Origin of the sequence: Amygdalobacter nucleatus (assembly GCF_029167365.1) — a bacterium.
GTDB classification, from domain to species: Bacteria; Bacillota; Clostridia; order Saccharofermentanales; family Fastidiosipilaceae; genus Amygdalobacter; species Amygdalobacter nucleatus.
On sequence record NZ_JARFNM010000001.1, the window covers coordinates 966,149 to 982,866 of the forward strand.

Genomic DNA, 16,718 nt, shown 5'->3' on the forward strand with positions numbered 1-16,718 from the left:
AACAAACTTGTTTGAAAGATGGAGAGTAAGATGCGGGATTTAGAGTTTTTGCCCAAACACTTTGAACCAAAAGATCGGGAACGTGATATTTATCAGACATGGGAGAAAAATGGCTATTTCAAAGCTAAAGTCGATCCTAAGAAGAAGGCTTTTACTATTGTGATGCCACCACCGAATGTTACAGCTCAGCTGCATATTGGTCATGCTTTAGACAATACTTTTCAGGATGCGTTTGTTCGCCAACATCGTATGTTAGGTGAAGAGGCTTTGTGGATTCCTGGTGTTGACCATGCAGCGATTGCAACTGAGGCCAAATTAGTTGAACAGTTGAAGAGTGAAGGCTTAACTAAGCAAGATATTGGCTACGATGAATATATGAAACGTGCCTATGCTTGGAAAGATAAGTATGCCAATCGCATCATTTCACAATTGCGTTATTTAGGTAGTTCTTGTGATTGGGACCGCCAACGTTTTACGATGGACGAGGGCTTTTCAGAAGCTGTATTAGCTGTTTTTGTAAAATACTATAAGCAAGGTTACATTTATCGCGGTGAGAGGATCATCAACTGGTGTCCTAATTGTAAGACTTCTATCTCTGATGCTGAGGTTAATTTTGCTGAACAACAGGGCCATCTATGGTATGTTCGTTACGAGATTGAAAATGAACCTGGACACTATATCGAAGTAGCAACGACAAGACCTGAGACAATTTTGGGCGATACAGCTGTCGCAGTAAATCCTAATGATGAGCGTTATAAGGATTTGGTAGGTAAGCGTTGCTTAGTACCATTAGTCAATCGTTGGATCCAAATTGTCGCTGATGAATATGTTGAGAGTGAATTTGGTACAGGTTGCGTGAAAATCACACCAGCCCACGATCCTAACGACTATGAAGTTGGCTTAAGACATAACCTTGAAATTATCAATGTCATGGATGAAACAGCGCACATTAATGAAAATGGTGGCAGTTACCAGGGCTTAAGCCGCGATGAGGCACGTGAGAAGATTGTTTCTGATTTGGACGCTTGTGGTGCTTTAGTTAAGGTTGAAGATTATAAGCACAATGTTGGTAGTTGCTATCGTTGCCATAAAGTGATCGAACCACGTCTTTCTAAGCAATGGTTCGTCAAGATGCGGGCCTTGGCTGATAAAGCTATGGCTGCTTCTGATGCCGGTGAGGTGACTTTCGTTCCTAACCGCTTCAAAGGCATCTTTGATAACTGGATGAACAATATCCGCGACTGGTGTATTTCCAGACAATTGTGGTGGGGCCATCGTATCCCAGCATGGTATTGCGCTGATTGTGGCGAAATTACAGTTGCTAGTTCAACACCTTCTGTCTGTGCCAAATGTCAAAGTGAACATCTAACTCAAGATCCTGACACTTTGGATACTTGGTTCAGTTCCGCTTTGTGGCCATTTGGTGTTTTAGGTTGGCCTAATTTCAAGGTTCCTTACACTAAAGAAGAATTCGATTATTTCTTCCCAACTTCAATTTTGGTAACTGGTTACGACATCATTTTCTTCTGGGTTGCACGTATGATCTTCCAGAGCTTGGAGTTGACAGGTAAAGCTCCATTTCATCACGTTTTGTTGCATGGCCTAATGCGTGATGCAAATGGTATTAAGATGAGTAAGTCCTTGAACAATGGTGTTGATCCGTTGAAGATTATTGATGAATATGGCGCTGATGCTTTGCGTTTCGCAATTGTTTCTGGTACAGCTTCTGGTAATGATCAGAGATATTCCAAGGAAAAGCTAGAAACAGCGCGTACCTTTATCAACAAGTTATGGAACGCATTGCGTTTCTTACTAGGTCATCTTGCTGATGATTCAACTTATTTGACGGAAAACGAGTTAAAAGACTTAGTGAAAGATGCTAATTTGCGCTTGGAAGATCGTTGGATCTTACATCGTTGCAATGCCTTGGTTGAGAATGTTTCGACTAATTTCCAAAACTATGAAATTGGTACAGCTTTAGATAATATCTACAATTTCTTCTGGACGGAATATTGTGACTGGTATGTTGAGATTGCTAAGGCTCGTTTGTTCGATGAACAAGATACTAGCCGTAATGTTGCTTTAAAGTGCTTGCGTTATGTCTTAGAAACTATTGTCAAGCTCTTGCATCCATTTATGCCTTTCGTTACAGAAGAAGTTTACCAATATCTGCCTAACCATGGTGAAACGATCATGTTGGCAGCTTGGCCAACTTATGTAGCTGAACTTAACGATGAGCAATCTGTCAACCATATGGAAATGCTTATTCAAGCGATCAAAGAGATTCGTAATGTACGAGCTGAGAAGAAGCTTAAACCAAGTTTGCGTTTCAAAGTTCTCTGCTATACACAAGATGAAAAGATTAAGAACTTATTAAAAGTTTCTGCACATTATTTTGAGCGCTTGTGTGGCGTTAATGCCATTGAGTTCTTAGAGGACCAAACAAAAGCCCCGAAGCTGGCAATTACAATTGTTTTGCCTAAGACACATATCTACATTGCTTTGAGCGATTTAATTGACTTGAAAGCTGAGAAGGAGCGTTTGCAGGCAGAGTTATCCAATTTGACAAACGAAGTTAAGCGCTTTGAAGCTAAGTTAAGCAATCAAGAGTTTGTGAATAAAGCTCCAGCCAAAGTTGTTGACAATGAGCGCAATAAGCTGGCTGTAGCAAAACAAAAGTTGCAGGCAACAGAAGCTCGTTTGGCTGCCCTTTCTTAATTGATTGAAGATATTTATGGATAAACTAACCCTTGTTCTGCCAACAATTGCCGATAGTCAGGCCATTTTGGAGTACAGAGATGAATTTATCAGTGCAGGAGAAACTATTTGTGGTGCTGGTGATCTTACGAGATTAGCAGACCCTCAGGCTTGGTTAGCGACTATCAAGGCCAAAAGTAGCCAGGATACTTTGCCTGTTGGATTGGTTATTAGCACGCAGTTTATTTGTAAGCGCTTAACTGATGGTAAAATCTTAGGTACCATTGATGTGCGCCATAGCTTGAATGATTATCTGTTAAATTATGGTGGTAATATCGGTTATGCAGTCGCACCAAGTCAGAGGCATCAAGGTATCGCAAAATGGATGTTACAATCTGTATTGACTTATTGTCGAGAGATAGGTTTGCCAAGAGTTTTAGTTACATGTTTAGCTGATAATGTTGCTAGCAGAAAGACAATTTTAGCTTGTGGCGGTGAATATGAAGATAGTCGCTTAGAGCCAAATAAACAGAAGTTAATGCAGCGTTATTGGATTAAATTAGCTTAACAGTTATGATTAACTTGCATTGGTGAATCAAATGAATGTAGATTTGCTTAAAAAAGCGTCGGCTAGTAGCTAACCGACGCTTTTATGCTTAGTGGAATAAAGTACCTTTGATCCAAACTTGCTTAATGTTGAGATCTTTGTCAACAGCGAAGAAATTAGCTAACTTGTGCTGCTTGATGCTACCCAAAATATCGCCAAAACCTAAGTAAGTAGCAGGGGTGAGTGAGCCCATTTCAACAGCCTTCTCCAATGGAATACCATATGTGGTTAAGCGCTTGGCATTATCCCAAATATTAGATATGCCACCTGCAATTGCGCCATTAGAAATTCTCGCAACGCCATCTTTAACTGTAACTGTTTGACCACCTAAATCATATTGACCATCTTGCAAACCAGCTGCGCGCATAGCATCAGAAACAAGAATCAGGTGCTTAGAGCCGAACATTTTGTACGCAGCATAAACAGTAGCAGGACTATTATGAACACCATCAGCAATAATTTCAGCATAACTGTGCTTGGCACAAGCAGCTCCAATTGTGCCAGGATCTCTATGTAAAAGTTCAGGCATAGCGTTGAAGAGGTGACAAAGACCTTTAGCACCATAACTGAAAGCTAAGTCAGCAGTCTCAAAGTCAGCTAAGGTATGACCAATTTGACAAACGAGATTCTTATTAGCTTGCTTTATGAATTCAAGCGCACCATCTGTTTCAGGGGCCAGAGAAATAAGCTTGATCTTATCTCTATGATGATAGCTGAGATATTCTTCGTAACTAGCATGGCGAATGTGGTCTGGGTTTTGCGCACCTTTTTTGTTTAGATTAATAAAAGGTCCTTCCATGTGATAGCCTAGTAACATTGCACCGCCTGGTTCAACATTTAAATCGAAAACGGCATTCAATCTTTCAATAGGCATGGACATGGTTGTAGCAAGAAAAGCAGTTACACCGTGACTAGCTAAGAAACGACTGATAGCATCTATGCCTTCTTCTTTGGCATCCATCGTATCGTAATTCATCGCTCCGTGGATATGTTCATCGATTAAGCCAGGCAAAAGATACATGCCATGGCCATCGACAAAATCCTGATAGTCAGAGGTATCTAATTTACCAGCTTCGACAACCAAGCTAATTTTGCCAGCTTCAACCACAAGGTCAAGCGGTTTGAATGAAAAATTCTCATCAAGCACAATAAAATTTTTGAAGAGCATGCTAATTTCTCCCTTTTTCTATATCTAGTACCTATTATAACTGAAAGAATTGTGCAAAACCGATAATTTTTTTGTCAAACTAACGTTTTTGTTCTATAATGCTAAAGATTATTTTGTTTGTGAGGGTATTATGCCGAAAAAATCTGAAACAGCAGCAACTAAGCCAGCTGCTAAAGAACTTAAATTTGAAATCAAAAAAACAATTGATACAATTTCTGATAGTAAAAATGGTAACTGGCATTTGGAATTGAACGTTATTTCCTGGAATGATGCTAAGCCTAAGTATGATTTACGTAGTTGGAATGAAGATCATACCCGTATGACGAAGGGTATTACACTCAATGCTGAGGAACTTGCTGTCTTAAGAGAAGTTTTAGCCGAAATAGATCCTTACGCTATCGAAGAAATGTAAGTCATGGAAAATTTAAACGACCTATTTGTTAGCTATCCGTTGATTTTGCAAAAATATCAAGCTGGACAGGTCTTAACTAAGGAAGAGATTATTAGTCTATTTTCTAAAGTTAAGATGAGAGAAGTTACTGCCTTCTATCTTGATTTGCAAGCACGTTTGCAGACGTATGCCAAAGCCTATTATGACGAGGGTAATTCTAATTTAGCTGACTGGGATTATGATTTTGCATATCGTATTTTAGAAACTTTGAGTGAAACATTTAGCACGCTTAAACTATACAGCACTTTGACAGAGAATGTCGGTGCGGTTGAACCTGCAATTAATAGTCAACCTGAACAGCTTAGCTTTTTTACCGATACACCGTCAGCTGAGCCTACGCCTAAGCAGATTAAGTCTAACAAAGTTAAGTCTAATGAAACTGAGGCTAATAAAGCTTCAAAGTCAAGCTTATTTCCAAAAGAAGCGCATGCTGTGAAGTTGGAGTCTTTGCAGGATTTGTTCAGCCAAGTTGAACTTTTTTCCGCACTTGATAATATGCGCGCTGACTTAGTTTCTAAGGGGATAAGCGCTGATGAAGTTAATAATTTGGGCTTTTCTGTTGAAGAAAAAATTGACGGCCTTTCGTTGGCTGCTTTGTATGAGCATGGTAAGTTGACTAGGGCCTTGACGCGTGGCAATGGCCTAGTTGGCGACAATGTGACAGCTAATGCTCTGATGATTCGGAATTTGCCAGCTAAAATTGACTGTCCTTTGGATTTGCTTGAAATTCGTGGCGAAGTTTATATGCCTAAGGCCGCTTTTCAAAAACTGAATGAAGATTTGTATACAGACTTAATTGACAAGGGTGTTGATCCGGAATTAGCTTCTTCTAAGTTGTTTGCCAATGCGCGTAATGCCTGTGTTGGCTCCTTGAAGCAAAAAGATGCCAAGGTCACTTATGCCCGTAATTTGCAGATTTTCGTGTTTAATTGGCAAAGAGCTTCCGAAATAGTGACAAATAGCCATGTTGATACTTTACATGAAATGCAGAATTACGGTCTGCCAGTCATTGCAAGTAAGCAACTTTATAAGACAAATGCTGATATTTATGCAGCTTGTCAGGCAATTTTAGCTCGTCGTGAAAGCTTAAGCTACGGCATTGATGGCGCTGTAATTAAATTGGATAACTTAGCCTATCGTAAACTGTTAGGTTCAACTGCCAAAACGCCACGTTGGTCATATGCCTATAAATTTCCACCTGAACAGGTCAAAACAAAATTGTTGGATATTAAGGTGCAAGTTGGTCGTAGCGGTAAATTGACGCCTTTAGCCATTGTTGAGGCAGCCGAAGTACAGGGCAGCACCATTCGCAAAGCCAGCTTGCATAATTTCGACTACTTAAGCAAATTAGATTTGCGCATTGGCGATACAGTTTGTCTACATAAAGCTGGTGACATTATTCCTGAAATTACAGCTTATGTGAAAGAATTAAGGCCTGAAGATGCAAAGGTATATCAAGCACCTTCACTTTGCCCAGTCTGTCAATCTAAGCTGTTTACGAAAGGTCAAGATGTCTTTTGTCCTAATTTCAATTGCCCTCAACAAATTTTGTTGCGCTTTGCTTACTTTACAAGTAAAGAGGCGATGAATATCGCTAATTTGGGTGAAAAGACCTTAGCTCAATTTATCGATGCTGGCTTTTTGCACGCATTACCTGATCTATATCGTTTGCATGATCACTATGCTGAAATAGCCAAATTAAAAGGCTTTGCCACAGTTAATAGCTTGAATGAACAGGGTGAAGTTGAACTTAGAGTGCCAAAATTTGATGAAATATGGCGTTCAATTGAACACAGTAAGCAAAATACAGCTAGCCAGCTCCTTACTGCTTTAGGTTTGCCAGAACTTGGGGTGACGATGGCAAGGAAGTTAAGTAAACATTTTAAAAATCCAATGGCTTTCTTTAATAGTAGTGAAGAAGAGCTCTTGGCTTTGCCAGATGTTGGACCAACAATTGCCCAAATTTGGTCGGAAATTTTTATGAGCGCTAACTTTAGAGACTTAATTTCCGAGTTCAAAGACTTAGGCTTAAAGATGCTTGATGAGAATTTTGTAAGTCAAGCAGCAAAAAGCAATAAGCTTGATTCGACAGATAGCAATTTTAATCTGTTGCTTGAGCAATGCTATATTGATGCCAAAGGTAATTTTAATAAAGAGATACAAAAGGCTAAATTTTGGTTGGATAAGAAATTTGTTTGTACTGGTACTTTCCAAAAGATTAAGCGCAGCGATCTAGTTAGACTTCTAACTAGCTTAGGTGCTCAGGTACAAGCTACTGTAAATAAGCAGACAAATTACTTAATTGTAGGTGAAAAAGCCGGTTCCAAGCTACAAAAAGCTGAAAAATTAGGTATTAGCTGCTTATCAGAGGCTGATTTTTGGCAAATTTTTGCTAAATAAACTATAATCTAGTTTTAGCAAGTATTTTAAGAAAGAGCGAAGAGTATGAAACGCAAAAAACGCAAATTAGTTGTAATTATATCAAGTTTGATTGTAGCCAATTTGATTGTAGTAGCACTGACAATTGCTTTGTTTTATAACAAGCAACATAATACAAATGCCTTGATTAAAGCTGCTCAAGCTGCTTATAGACAAGCTGATTATGAAGGTGCGATGACAAAGTTGAACAAACTTTCTCAAGCAGCGCAGAAGAAGCCAGAAGCTTTGATTTTGCGTGCTAAGATCGAAGCTTTGACTAAGAGTGATAATCTGGATCAGACATTAGCCGCTTTTAATGATTTGAAATTAACAACTAAGCAGCAAGCTTTGTATGCTAATGATTTAGCTCAAATTAAATTGAACGTGGCTTTGGACAAGGAAGACTACAAGGCAGCTGAGGCTATCTTTGCTGAACAAGCTAGCATTCCACTAGATCCACAATTAGCTTTAAAATGGGTCAAGTATGAGAGCGAAAATCAGAATTATGCTGATGCTTTGAAAATATTCAAGCTCTTAGAGAATGCTTTTGACTTCGATGATAATTTGCAAAAGTATTACTTGCTGACAGCCGTTAATGCTGGCGATGATCATGTAGCTTCCGAGATTTTCCATAAGAATACGGAGAATTATTTGAAAGATGAGAAGTTCATGCTTAATTTGGAAGAGAGCCTTATTTCTAAAAAGTTGGATAGCTTGTTAGGTGAGATTTATCAAGGCTATATGGAGCGTAAGCAAGTTAATAAGTCCAATTTCTTACGCTTGAGCAAGTTCTTCAAGTCTAAGAATGATGAAGCTAACTTAGAGAAATTAAAGGCTATGGCTAAGGAGTTAAATATAGTTGCAAGTGATGTTAATGCAATTGGTAATAGTCAAGGCAATATCCTCAATCATGGTATTGTAGCTAAACATAAAGATACAATTTTCTTCCCTGATTTTAATAATTTCTATTTAGCTAAAACAGATGACAATTTTGCCAATAAGACAATTTTGTTGGAGCAAGCTGTTGGCTATTTGAACGTATCAGATGATGGTGTTTATTTCATTAATCGTCAGCAAAAGAGCAACGCAACTGGTAAGCAAGATAAATGGTTGAATGTCGGTTCAATTAAGCGCGTTGATTTGGATGGCAAGAACGTTCAGACTATTTACGAAACAGAAGCAAGTAACTTATTGTTAGAGAAAGGTTTCCTCTATTTCATCGATCATAAAGATGGTAATAAGTTGAAACGCATTGCTTTATCTTCAATCGATTTGGGTGAAGTAGAAGTAGAGACTTTGTCAGATGCATCTATGTCTGAATATGGCTTACACCAAGATTTAGTTGTATACAACAACGATAAGGATCATAAGTTGCATCAATTAGATTTGGCTAAGAAAGAAGATAAAGTGCTCGTAAATTCGCGTGTAAGTTATGTCAACTTAGTCCAAGATCGTGTTTACTACATCAATATGGACAAGAATTCAGAAATTGAATGCTTTGATTTGACTAAGAATGAGAGTTCTGTTGTTTATAACAAAGCTCAATGCAGCCAATTAAACGTTATTCCTGGTTCAAGCAGAAGCAAGGATATGTTATTGTTTGAAAAGCTGAATTTGGCGCGAATTCGTGGCGATGGTAATGATTTCTTAGACCTCACAAGCGATTTGATCAGTCAGATCAACTTTGTTGGTGATTCTATCTATTATTACTTAGAAGATCCTAATATTGCTTGGGAAATGTACAAGCAAGATATTAACGGTAGTCAGCGTGTAAAGGTTGTAGGTAATAAATAATGGCGATTAAACTCGTTGTTTCAGATCTTGATGGTACATTGTTGAATAAATTGAGCCGCTTGGATATTAGAACTATCCAAGCGGTCAATGCGCTTAAAGAACGGGGAATCATGTTCACCTTTGCAACTGGTAGAACTGATCTTAATACTTGGTATTATGCCAAATTGCTAAATCTTGATTTACCAGTTATTGCATGTAACGGTTCTTTGATTCGCTATCCATTTAGCGATAAGGCGCTCTATCAAGCTTTTTTGCCAGAAGAGGCTGTTGATAGTTTAGTAAGGGAATTTATCCGTAAGCAGAATGATTTCTGTTTATATACCCCAGATGCTATTTATTATCCAGCTGTAAGTAAAACTGTTCAACGTTTCTGCTTCTATAATCGTTTAGCTAGTACCATTAACGTACCTCAAATTAAGTTGATTAACTTCGATACATGGAGTCAAGGTCGCACAAATCTTTGTCCAGAATTAACTGTTAAAATTTATTGCCATGCTCCTAATGAAGAAGCGCGGCAACACGTTATTCAATTGACAAGTCAATTTCCAAACCTAATAGCTGTCAAATGTGCTAGAGCTGCTGTTGATATTATGTTAAGTTCTTCTGACAAGGCTGCTGGTGTCAAACGCTTAGCAGATAGCCTGGGCATTAGTTGGTCTGAAATAGCAACTTTTGGTGATGAAGCCAATGACTTTAATATGTTAAGTCTGGCCGGGCAAGGTTTTGTGATGAAGAATGCGAATAAGAAATTTATTCAGCGTTTGCCGAATGCTATTGTGGCTGAAAATCACAATTGCCACGGCTTTGCAAGAGCTATATACCAGTATATCTTGTGAAGATAATTGTTTTGTATTAGTATTAATGAGCTACTTGTGTTTGTGTGTCTAGCTAATTTATAAGCGCAGGGAGTTTATTATGGTTAAACCAATTAAGTTTTTAGCTGAGCGTGAGCATTATTGTTCACCTTATTTTGTTTTAGTTGCCAATGATCAAGAATTATTAGCAGATTTGAATAGGTTGTTCCGTAGGCAAGGCTTCATTTCTGTCGTGACAAGAGCCAATCAGCAAGTGTTTTATATTAATAGTCAGCAGGCAACATCCAAAATAAGTAGTGAGATACTTCACTTTATGCAGGAACAGAATTTCATTTGGCCTCAGGTTGCGAACAATTATGCTTGTTTTTGCCAGGCTCGTAGAAAACTTATCCATGCTGTCTTGCATAAGTTTAATTTTGATGAATCACTGTTAGGCTATGCTATTTTGAAATATATAGCTGAACATTTAGATTGTCCGCCTAAGGATTTAAAACCATTTAAGCAAAAAATATATCCGCAGGCAGCTAGCTATTTTGCTGTCAGTATCAATCAAGTTAATCGGGCAGTTAATTATGTTTTACGTAAGGCTAATTATGTTGGTAATACATTAGATATTTTTAACGTAATTTATTGTTATCTTAATGAGTTAGCTCGGCATCCAGAACTAGTCAAAAAGCTAGGAACAAGTAGAGCTGATTTAACTAAGCTTGAAGCTTTGACCTTGCTAAGCATTTTGGCACCCAAATTTAGGGATAAAAACTTGGAAAATAGCGAGATTTCCAGCGAATTAGCTGCTTAATTTAGTTTGGATTATGGCAATTGCAGAATTTCGTTAAAATCAGGTGAAAACGCTTGACAAAGGCGCCAAATATCTTAATAATACCACTTGTAAGTCTTAAGGAGGATTAAAAATGTCCAAGAACAAGTTAATTGAATTGATTGCTGAACAAAGCGGTTTTACAAAAAAAGATTCAGAAGTTGCTTTGAAATCAGTTTTAGGTGCTTTCGGTGCTGCTTTAGAGCAAGGTGAAAAGGTTTCCATCGTTGGTTTCGGTACTTTCGAAGTTAAAGAGCGTAAGGCTCGTATTGGTCATAACCCAACAACACGTCAAGAAATTCAGATTCCAGCTTGCAAGGCTGTTACTTTTAAAGCTTCTAAGAACTTGAAGGATCGTGTCAACAAGTAAGAATATCCTTTCTTTGTTGAAGAACACTTTTCGCTATTACCGTTTGGTAATTTTCGAGAAGTGTTTTTATTTTATTTAGGTAACGATTAAGCAATTAAATATAGTTTACAAGTTATGTGCTTTGCGTAACTTACAATTTGTAGCGCTTTGGCTTAAAATAGACTAGTAAAGGATGGCATATACATGAAGATTACAGCAGATATGATTGTTAGCGATATTATGAACATGGATCCAGGTGTTATCCCAATTTTTATGGAGCATGGCTTGTATTGTATGGGCTGCTTCATGTCTGGAGATGAGTCATTAGAAGAGGCTGCCCAGGTAGATATGGTTGACTTGGATCATCTTATCTTGTCATTGAATCAATATTTCGGATTTGATACTGGCGATTATGATATGAATGGTAATGAAGCTGGGAGCAGCGATTATGATGCAACAGCTAAGCCAATGACCGAAGCTGAACGCGATGAATTGAAAGTAAATTCTACAGCTGAAAATGATAATTCCAAGCCTGAATCTGATCGTAAGACTGATAAGTCTAAGGATGCTTTGACAGGTCTGTAATTTGTTAGATATGAGGTAACTAGATGGCGCAGATCATCTGCGCTATTTGTTTTGCTCAGATTAATTCTAGATTTGTTTTTCATTTTCAAATTAATGTTAATTTGCATTTGAAGCTTGTTTGATGTAAAGTAAAGCAGAATTTACTAATTTTCTTTTTGCATTTGTAGATGTACAAATGTTGTAGATAGAGGAGGATTTTATGTGCAAGAAGACAGGTTTTGCTGTGCTACTTGCTCTACTTATAGCTTTGCTTGCACCTTTTAGTGTAGGTGTTCAAGCCAAAGAGCGGAAAAAGTATGCAAACTTCCAAGAAGTTGCGCTTGATATGGAAACTTGTTTCCAAGAGGCAATTAAGTCTGTCAAGGCAGGCGAAGCTAAAAAAGCTTATAAAGCGATGAATGATGCCTACTTTGGGCATTATGAGGTACAGGGCTTTGAGAAATATGTCATGGTCAATATTTCTGCTAATCGTGTGAATAAAATCGAAGCAATGTTCCGTGATATAAAGCATTCAATTTTAGGTAATGTTTCCAAAGATAATAAGGAAATCATAGCTAATATCAAGACTTTGTCGATGTGTGTCTGCCGTGATGCACTCGTTTTGGATGGTGTACTTGATACTGACTCGGCTGATGAAGAGGGTCTTAAGTTACTCAAAGGAACGACAGTTGAAGTTGACGAAAAAGCCGTTAATCTCAAATCATTTTTTGCTTCATTCGGTCTTTTGTTGCGTGAAGGTTTGGAAGCCATCTTAGTTTGTATGGCCATCATTACATACTTGATTAAGTCTGGTAACAAGCAATTATGTAAAGGTGTATACCTCGGTATGTTAGCCGGTGTAATTGGTAGTGCCTTGTTGGCTGTGGTCATTAATTATGCTTTGCAAGGTGTAGGTCAGGAACTCATGGAAGGCTGGACAATGTTCCTAGCTGTGGCTGTTTTGTTCTATGTTAGCCACTGGATGTTACATCAATCAGAAGAAGATGCTTGGAATGAATACATCAACAAAGCTGTGCAAAAGTCAATTGATAAGCGCAATGAGTACGTCTTAATTGCGTCAGCATTCTTAGCTGTCATCCGTGAAGGCGCAGAATTAATCTTGTTCTACAAAGCAACATTAACTGGTAACACCAGCAGCTTATATGCCGTCCTTGGCTTTGTCGCTGGTTCCATTGCCTTGGCAGTTATTTACTTTGTTATGCGTTATACCACTGTGAGATTGCCGTTACGTCCATTCTTCTTGTTCACAAGTATCCTACTGTTCGTAATGTGCATTAGCTTCATGGGTAAAGGTGTACAAGAACTTACAGAAGCTGGCTTCATTTCAGGTGCTAGCAGCTTGCCATTTATGAATGGTTTCAGTATTCCAGATTTAGGTATATATGATCGAGCTGAAACTATGATTCCACAAGTGATGATTTTGATTGCTTCAATTTCTGTGATTGTCTCTAATCAACTAAAACAGCGAACTAAATTAAAAGCAGGCAAGAAACTTGCTAGTCCAACAAAATAAGTAGGGTTATTAATAAAAATTGTTAGATCGAGTCTATGATTCGATTTAGCTTAGGAGGAATTTATGAAAAGAAATTATATTAGTCTAGTCTTGGCTTTAGCTTTGAGCTTGACTTTAACAGCTTGCAACAATTCAGGCAAAAAGACTGATAAAGTTGCTAAAGAAGAGAGCATGCAAAAAGACACTGACAGCAGTAAGGCAAAAGACGATAAAACAGCTGATAAGGCTGACGACAAAAAGCCAGCTGAAGAGAGTAAAGCTGAAAAAGATGACAAGGATAGCAAGAAAGGCGATGCTGTTGCTAAGCCTGGTGAGTCTGGCTTTAACGAAATTCCAATCGGTGAAGCTACTGAAGCTGGTCCATTCAACGTTGAAGCAGTTTACTTCCAAGGCGTTGATATGGTTCCAGAGAATAAGCAACCATCTGGTGAAGAATCAGATATGCACCTTGAGGCTGATATTCACTTGAAACCAGAGGCTGCTAAGATATTCGGCTTTGGTGATGGTGAAAATATTTGGCCAGCTTATTTGACAGTTAATTACAAGGTCATGTCAGCTGACGGCAAGAAGGAAATTACTTCTGGTACATTCATGCCAATGAACGCTGATGACGGTCCTCACTATGGTATTAACATCAAGAAGGGTGTTATTCCTGTAGGTAAGTACAAGTTGATCTTGGAAATCAAAGCTTCCGATGATTACTTACTACATGTTGATAGTGAAACAGGTATTCCAGTAGCACGTGAAGAAGGTAAGGCTGCAGCTGTTAAGTACTACGAAAAACAGACTGTCAGCTTCGACTGGAATTACGATGCTAGCCAATTGACTTCTAAGTAATTGCTAATTTTACGCTATATTTGCCAAGGTTGATTAGGCACTAATCAGCCTTGGCTTAATAGTATTGCTTAGAAAGGAGGCTTGGGTGCTTAGCTTTTTTGTTTATGTTGTAAGTTTGCTCTTGTTGTTCGCCTATTTATATGGCCAAACTCTAGCCTTTGTCTGGCGCAGCCGTGATAAGTGGTTAGCCTATTTACTGTACATTGCAACAGCTATCGGTTTTGTAGCTGGTACAGGTGTTTATATTGCTAAACGTTTGCAACCGAAAAAATTATTGCGCTTGCTGACAACCTTGAACCGGCATGTAATCGTATTAGCTTGGCTCTTTGCCTTAATTGGTTTTGTACTTCTTATTATTTATCTTTTAGTCAAACAAACTAAGCTTAAATTTAGATTAGATTCAGGCTTAAAGCAGCTTGCTTTGGCCTTTTTCAGCCTGTCTATCATTCCTTTACAAATGCATTTGATACCGCAACTTCTCTTGAAAACAGGCGAGTTTGTAGCTTTTAACGAAGAGTCTATCAGTACAGGTACCTTGTTCCGTTTCTTAGGCTATAGCTTAGGTCTTTTGTTGGTATTTTTGACAGGCTTGAGTGTCTTCCATGCTTGTAAACGAATGCTAGATAAACATCTATATTTGATCGCAGTACTCAATTATGCTGCAATTGTTCTGCATCTGTCTGTACGTGGCGTAAGTAGTGGTGCACGTCTAGGCATATTTTCAAGCCGTAATAATTTCATCTTTGACATTATGATCCTCGAAGATAAATGCCTGCCTTACTTTGCTATCAGTTATTTGTTGCTTGCTGTGGTTACGGCCTTAGCAGTCTATCTGACGCACCGTAAATTAGTTGGCACATTCAAAACGGCAGCTATGAGACGTAAAGAAGCATGGTGGCAACGTAATTGTCGGCGTTGGGCTAAGAGTTTAGTTATTTTCATGCTTTTGTCTGCTTTGACATTAACTGTGGTCAATGATTACATCACTAGACCAGTTAAATTGACGGCACCTGAGGAATATCAGGACGAAAATCGGCAGATTATTGTTGATTTGAAGCAGGTTGAAGATGGCCATCTCCATCGCTTTGCATATGAATTTGAACATCATAATATACGCTTTATCGTAGTTCGAAAGCCTAAAAGTAATGCCTATGGTGTAGGCCTTGATGCTTGTAATATTTGTGGTATTGCTGGCTATTTCGAACGTGGTGATTCAGTTGTTTGTAAGCGCTGCGACGTTGTTATGAACAAAGCAACAATTGGTTTCTTAGGTGGCTGCAATCCTGTCCCATTTCCTTATGTTGTAAAAGACGGCAAGATCATTATTAATAAGGCTGATTTGGAGAAGGAAGCAAATCGCTTCCCGTTAGGAGCGTAGTTATGTTTTGGAGAATGGTTGGCGGCGCTCTGTTCCGCCAGAAAAAGAAGATGGCAATGGTTGCTTTTACTGTTGCTTTGGGTATCTCGCTCGCTACAGCTTTGTTAAATGTCATGCTCGGAGTTGGCGATAATATCAACAAAGAACTAAAAGTTTACGGCGCCAATATTAGAGTTGTTCCGAAAGACGCCTCTTTACTGGATGATCTATATGGCTTAGAAGAAGGCGCAGGCGTCAATGATAAGTATTTGTATGAAGAGGATGCACCGAAAATCAAACAAATTTTCTGGGGCTACAATATTGTCGATTTTGCACCTTACTTAAAAATTAGAGCTAATATTGCAAATTCTGATACAAGCACCCAAGTCATTGGTACTTGGTATGCCAAGCCTTTGAATTTACCAACTGGTGAATCACTATTAGCCGGCGTCCGTAACTTAAAAACATGGTGGCGAGTTGACGGCGAATGGCTGCAAGATACAGATGAAAAAGGTGCCTTAGTTGGCTATCTATTAGCACAAGAAAACAATTGGCAGATTGGTAGCAAAATCAAACTAAGGTTGAACGATAGAGAAGAAGAACTGATTGTCCGCGGCTTACTTAATGCTGCAGGCGATGAAGATAAATGTACTTATGTTAATTTACCAATTGCACAGAAATTAGCTAATTTGCCAGGCAAGATTTCTGGTATTGATGTTTCAGCTTTGACCACGCCTGATAATGACTTAGCAAGGCGAGCTTCCCAAAATCCTGATTCACTTTCACCGTCAGAGCGTGATACTTGGTATTGTACAGCTTATACAGGTTCCATCTGCTACCAAATTCAAGAAGTAGTTAGAGATGGTGTGGCCAAAACAATTCGGCAGGTGGCTGAGTCTGAAGGTACGATTTTGAATAAAACGAAATTGTTGATGCTATTAATTACAATTTTGAGCTCCATTGGTTCAGCTCTCGGTATCAGCAACTTGGTAACAGCATCTGTTATGGAACGTGGACAAGAAATTGGCTTAATCAAAGCTATTGGCGGCCGCAACATCAGAATAGTTCTATTAATTTTGACTGAGATTATGTTGACAGGTTTATTTGGTGGCGTGCTTGGCTATGGTATTGGCCTTGGCTTTGCGCAGATTATCGGCTTAACTGTCTTTGGTACAACTATTCCTTTAGCCGTAATGGTCATTCCGATTGATCTTGTGTTGCTAGTTGCAGTTGTACTTTTGGGCAGTATCCCTTCAATTCGCTATCTGTTGCGCTTGAAGCCAACGGAAGTTTTGCACGGGAGGTAAAAA

14 protein-coding genes are annotated in these 16,718 nt (G+C 38.6%); 13 read left to right on the forward strand and 1 reads right to left on the reverse strand.

The genetic code is table 11. From position 1 onward, the window contains the following. Positions 1–30 precede the first annotated feature (30 nt). Both PYS62_RS04385 and PYS62_RS04390 read left to right on the forward strand, forming a co-directional pair. Positions 31–2,718 carry a valine--tRNA ligase gene (locus PYS62_RS04385; RefSeq protein WP_066715219.1) on the forward strand — a complete coding sequence of 896 codons (2,688 nt, stop codon included), beginning with the start codon at positions 31–33 and terminating at the stop codon, positions 2,716–2,718. A 16-nt stretch (positions 2,719–2,734) separates the two neighbouring features. Further along, positions 2,735–3,265 carry a GNAT family N-acetyltransferase gene (locus PYS62_RS04390; RefSeq protein ID WP_066715217.1) on the forward strand — a complete coding sequence of 177 codons (531 nt, stop codon included), beginning with the start codon at positions 2,735–2,737 and terminating at the stop codon, positions 3,263–3,265. An 88-nt stretch (positions 3,266–3,353) separates the two neighbouring features. Here PYS62_RS04390 and nagA read toward each other — a convergent pair whose 3' ends face one another. Further along, positions 3,354–4,472, reverse strand: a complete 1,119-nt coding sequence (gene nagA / locus PYS62_RS04395) for an N-acetylglucosamine-6-phosphate deacetylase (protein WP_066715215.1) — start codon at positions 4,470–4,472, stop codon at positions 3,354–3,356. 130 nt (positions 4,473–4,602) lie between these two features. Between nagA and PYS62_RS04400 the strand changes: the two genes are divergently transcribed. From PYS62_RS04400 to PYS62_RS04450, 11 genes are all read left to right on the forward strand, one after another. Beyond that, positions 4,603–4,884 (forward strand): YdbC family protein, encoded by a 282-nt coding sequence (locus PYS62_RS04400; RefSeq protein ID WP_066715212.1) that lies wholly within the window; start codon positions 4,603–4,605, stop codon positions 4,882–4,884. 3 nt (positions 4,885–4,887) lie between these two features. Further along, positions 4,888–7,323, forward strand: a complete 2,436-nt coding sequence (gene ligA / locus PYS62_RS04405; protein WP_066715210.1) for an NAD-dependent DNA ligase LigA — start codon at positions 4,888–4,890, stop codon at positions 7,321–7,323. A gap of 45 nt (positions 7,324–7,368) precedes the next feature. Next, complete coding sequence (locus PYS62_RS04410) at positions 7,369–9,135, forward strand: DUF5050 domain-containing protein (RefSeq protein WP_066715208.1); 1,767 nt, start codon at positions 7,369–7,371, stop codon at positions 9,133–9,135. After that, positions 9,135–9,971: an HAD family hydrolase gene (locus tag PYS62_RS04415; RefSeq protein ID WP_066715206.1), complete on the forward strand. Its 837-nt coding sequence runs from the start codon at positions 9,135–9,137 to the stop codon at positions 9,969–9,971. Before PYS62_RS04410 ends, PYS62_RS04415 begins: the two co-directional genes overlap by 1 nt. Before the next feature lie 79 nt (positions 9,972–10,050). Next, positions 10,051–10,749 (forward strand): sporulation initiation factor Spo0A C-terminal domain-containing protein, encoded by a 699-nt coding sequence (locus tag PYS62_RS04420; RefSeq protein ID WP_066715204.1) that lies wholly within the window; start codon positions 10,051–10,053, stop codon positions 10,747–10,749. 112 nt (positions 10,750–10,861) lie between these two features. Next, complete coding sequence (locus PYS62_RS04425) at positions 10,862–11,137, forward strand: HU family DNA-binding protein (RefSeq protein WP_066715202.1); 276 nt, start codon at positions 10,862–10,864, stop codon at positions 11,135–11,137. A 183-nt stretch (positions 11,138–11,320) separates the two neighbouring features. After that, complete coding sequence (locus PYS62_RS04430) at positions 11,321–11,701, forward strand: DUF1858 domain-containing protein (RefSeq protein ID WP_082714395.1); 381 nt, start codon at positions 11,321–11,323, stop codon at positions 11,699–11,701. Positions 11,702–11,900: 199 nt separating this feature from the next. Then, positions 11,901–13,214, forward strand: a complete 1,314-nt coding sequence (locus PYS62_RS04435; RefSeq protein ID WP_066715200.1) for an FTR1 family iron permease — start codon at positions 11,901–11,903, stop codon at positions 13,212–13,214. A gap of 63 nt (positions 13,215–13,277) precedes the next feature. After that, positions 13,278–14,051, forward strand: coding sequence for an iron transporter (locus PYS62_RS04440; RefSeq protein ID WP_066715198.1), 774 nt, complete (start codon positions 13,278–13,280; stop codon positions 14,049–14,051). An 85-nt stretch (positions 14,052–14,136) separates the two neighbouring features. After that, positions 14,137–15,429, forward strand: a complete 1,293-nt coding sequence (locus PYS62_RS04445) for a Fe-S-containing protein (RefSeq protein ID WP_066715197.1) — start codon at positions 14,137–14,139, stop codon at positions 15,427–15,429. A gap of 2 nt (positions 15,430–15,431) precedes the next feature. Beyond that, on the forward strand, positions 15,432–16,715 hold the full coding sequence (locus PYS62_RS04450) for an ABC transporter permease (protein WP_066715195.1): 1,284 nt from the start codon (positions 15,432–15,434) through the stop codon (positions 16,713–16,715). Positions 16,716–16,718: the final 3 nt, after the last annotated feature.

Excerpts from the sequence above, each read along its gene's own strand:
- PYS62_RS04385 (WP_066715219.1), top strand. The coding sequence starts at position 31 with ATGCGGGATTTAGAGTTTTTGCCCAAACACTTTGAACCAAAAGATCGG.
- PYS62_RS04390 (WP_066715217.1), top strand. The coding sequence starts at position 2,735 with ATGGATAAACTAACCCTTGTTCTGCCAACAATTGCCGATAGTCAGGCC.
- nagA (WP_066715215.1), bottom strand. The coding sequence starts at position 4,472 with ATGCTCTTCAAAAATTTTATTGTGCTTGATGAGAATTTTTCATTCAAA.
- PYS62_RS04400 (WP_066715212.1), top strand. The coding sequence starts at position 4,603 with ATGCCGAAAAAATCTGAAACAGCAGCAACTAAGCCAGCTGCTAAAGAA.
- ligA (WP_066715210.1), top strand. The coding sequence starts at position 4,888 with ATGGAAAATTTAAACGACCTATTTGTTAGCTATCCGTTGATTTTGCAA.
- PYS62_RS04410 (WP_066715208.1), top strand. The coding sequence starts at position 7,369 with ATGAAACGCAAAAAACGCAAATTAGTTGTAATTATATCAAGTTTGATT.
- PYS62_RS04415 (WP_066715206.1), top strand. The coding sequence starts at position 9,135 with ATGGCGATTAAACTCGTTGTTTCAGATCTTGATGGTACATTGTTGAAT.
- PYS62_RS04420 (WP_066715204.1), top strand. The coding sequence starts at position 10,051 with ATGGTTAAACCAATTAAGTTTTTAGCTGAGCGTGAGCATTATTGTTCA.
- PYS62_RS04425 (WP_066715202.1), top strand. The coding sequence starts at position 10,862 with ATGTCCAAGAACAAGTTAATTGAATTGATTGCTGAACAAAGCGGTTTT.
- PYS62_RS04430 (WP_082714395.1), top strand. The coding sequence starts at position 11,321 with ATGAAGATTACAGCAGATATGATTGTTAGCGATATTATGAACATGGAT.
- PYS62_RS04435 (WP_066715200.1), top strand. The coding sequence starts at position 11,901 with ATGTGCAAGAAGACAGGTTTTGCTGTGCTACTTGCTCTACTTATAGCT.
- PYS62_RS04440 (WP_066715198.1), top strand. The coding sequence starts at position 13,278 with ATGAAAAGAAATTATATTAGTCTAGTCTTGGCTTTAGCTTTGAGCTTG.
- PYS62_RS04450 (WP_066715195.1), top strand. The coding sequence starts at position 15,432 with ATGTTTTGGAGAATGGTTGGCGGCGCTCTGTTCCGCCAGAAAAAGAAG.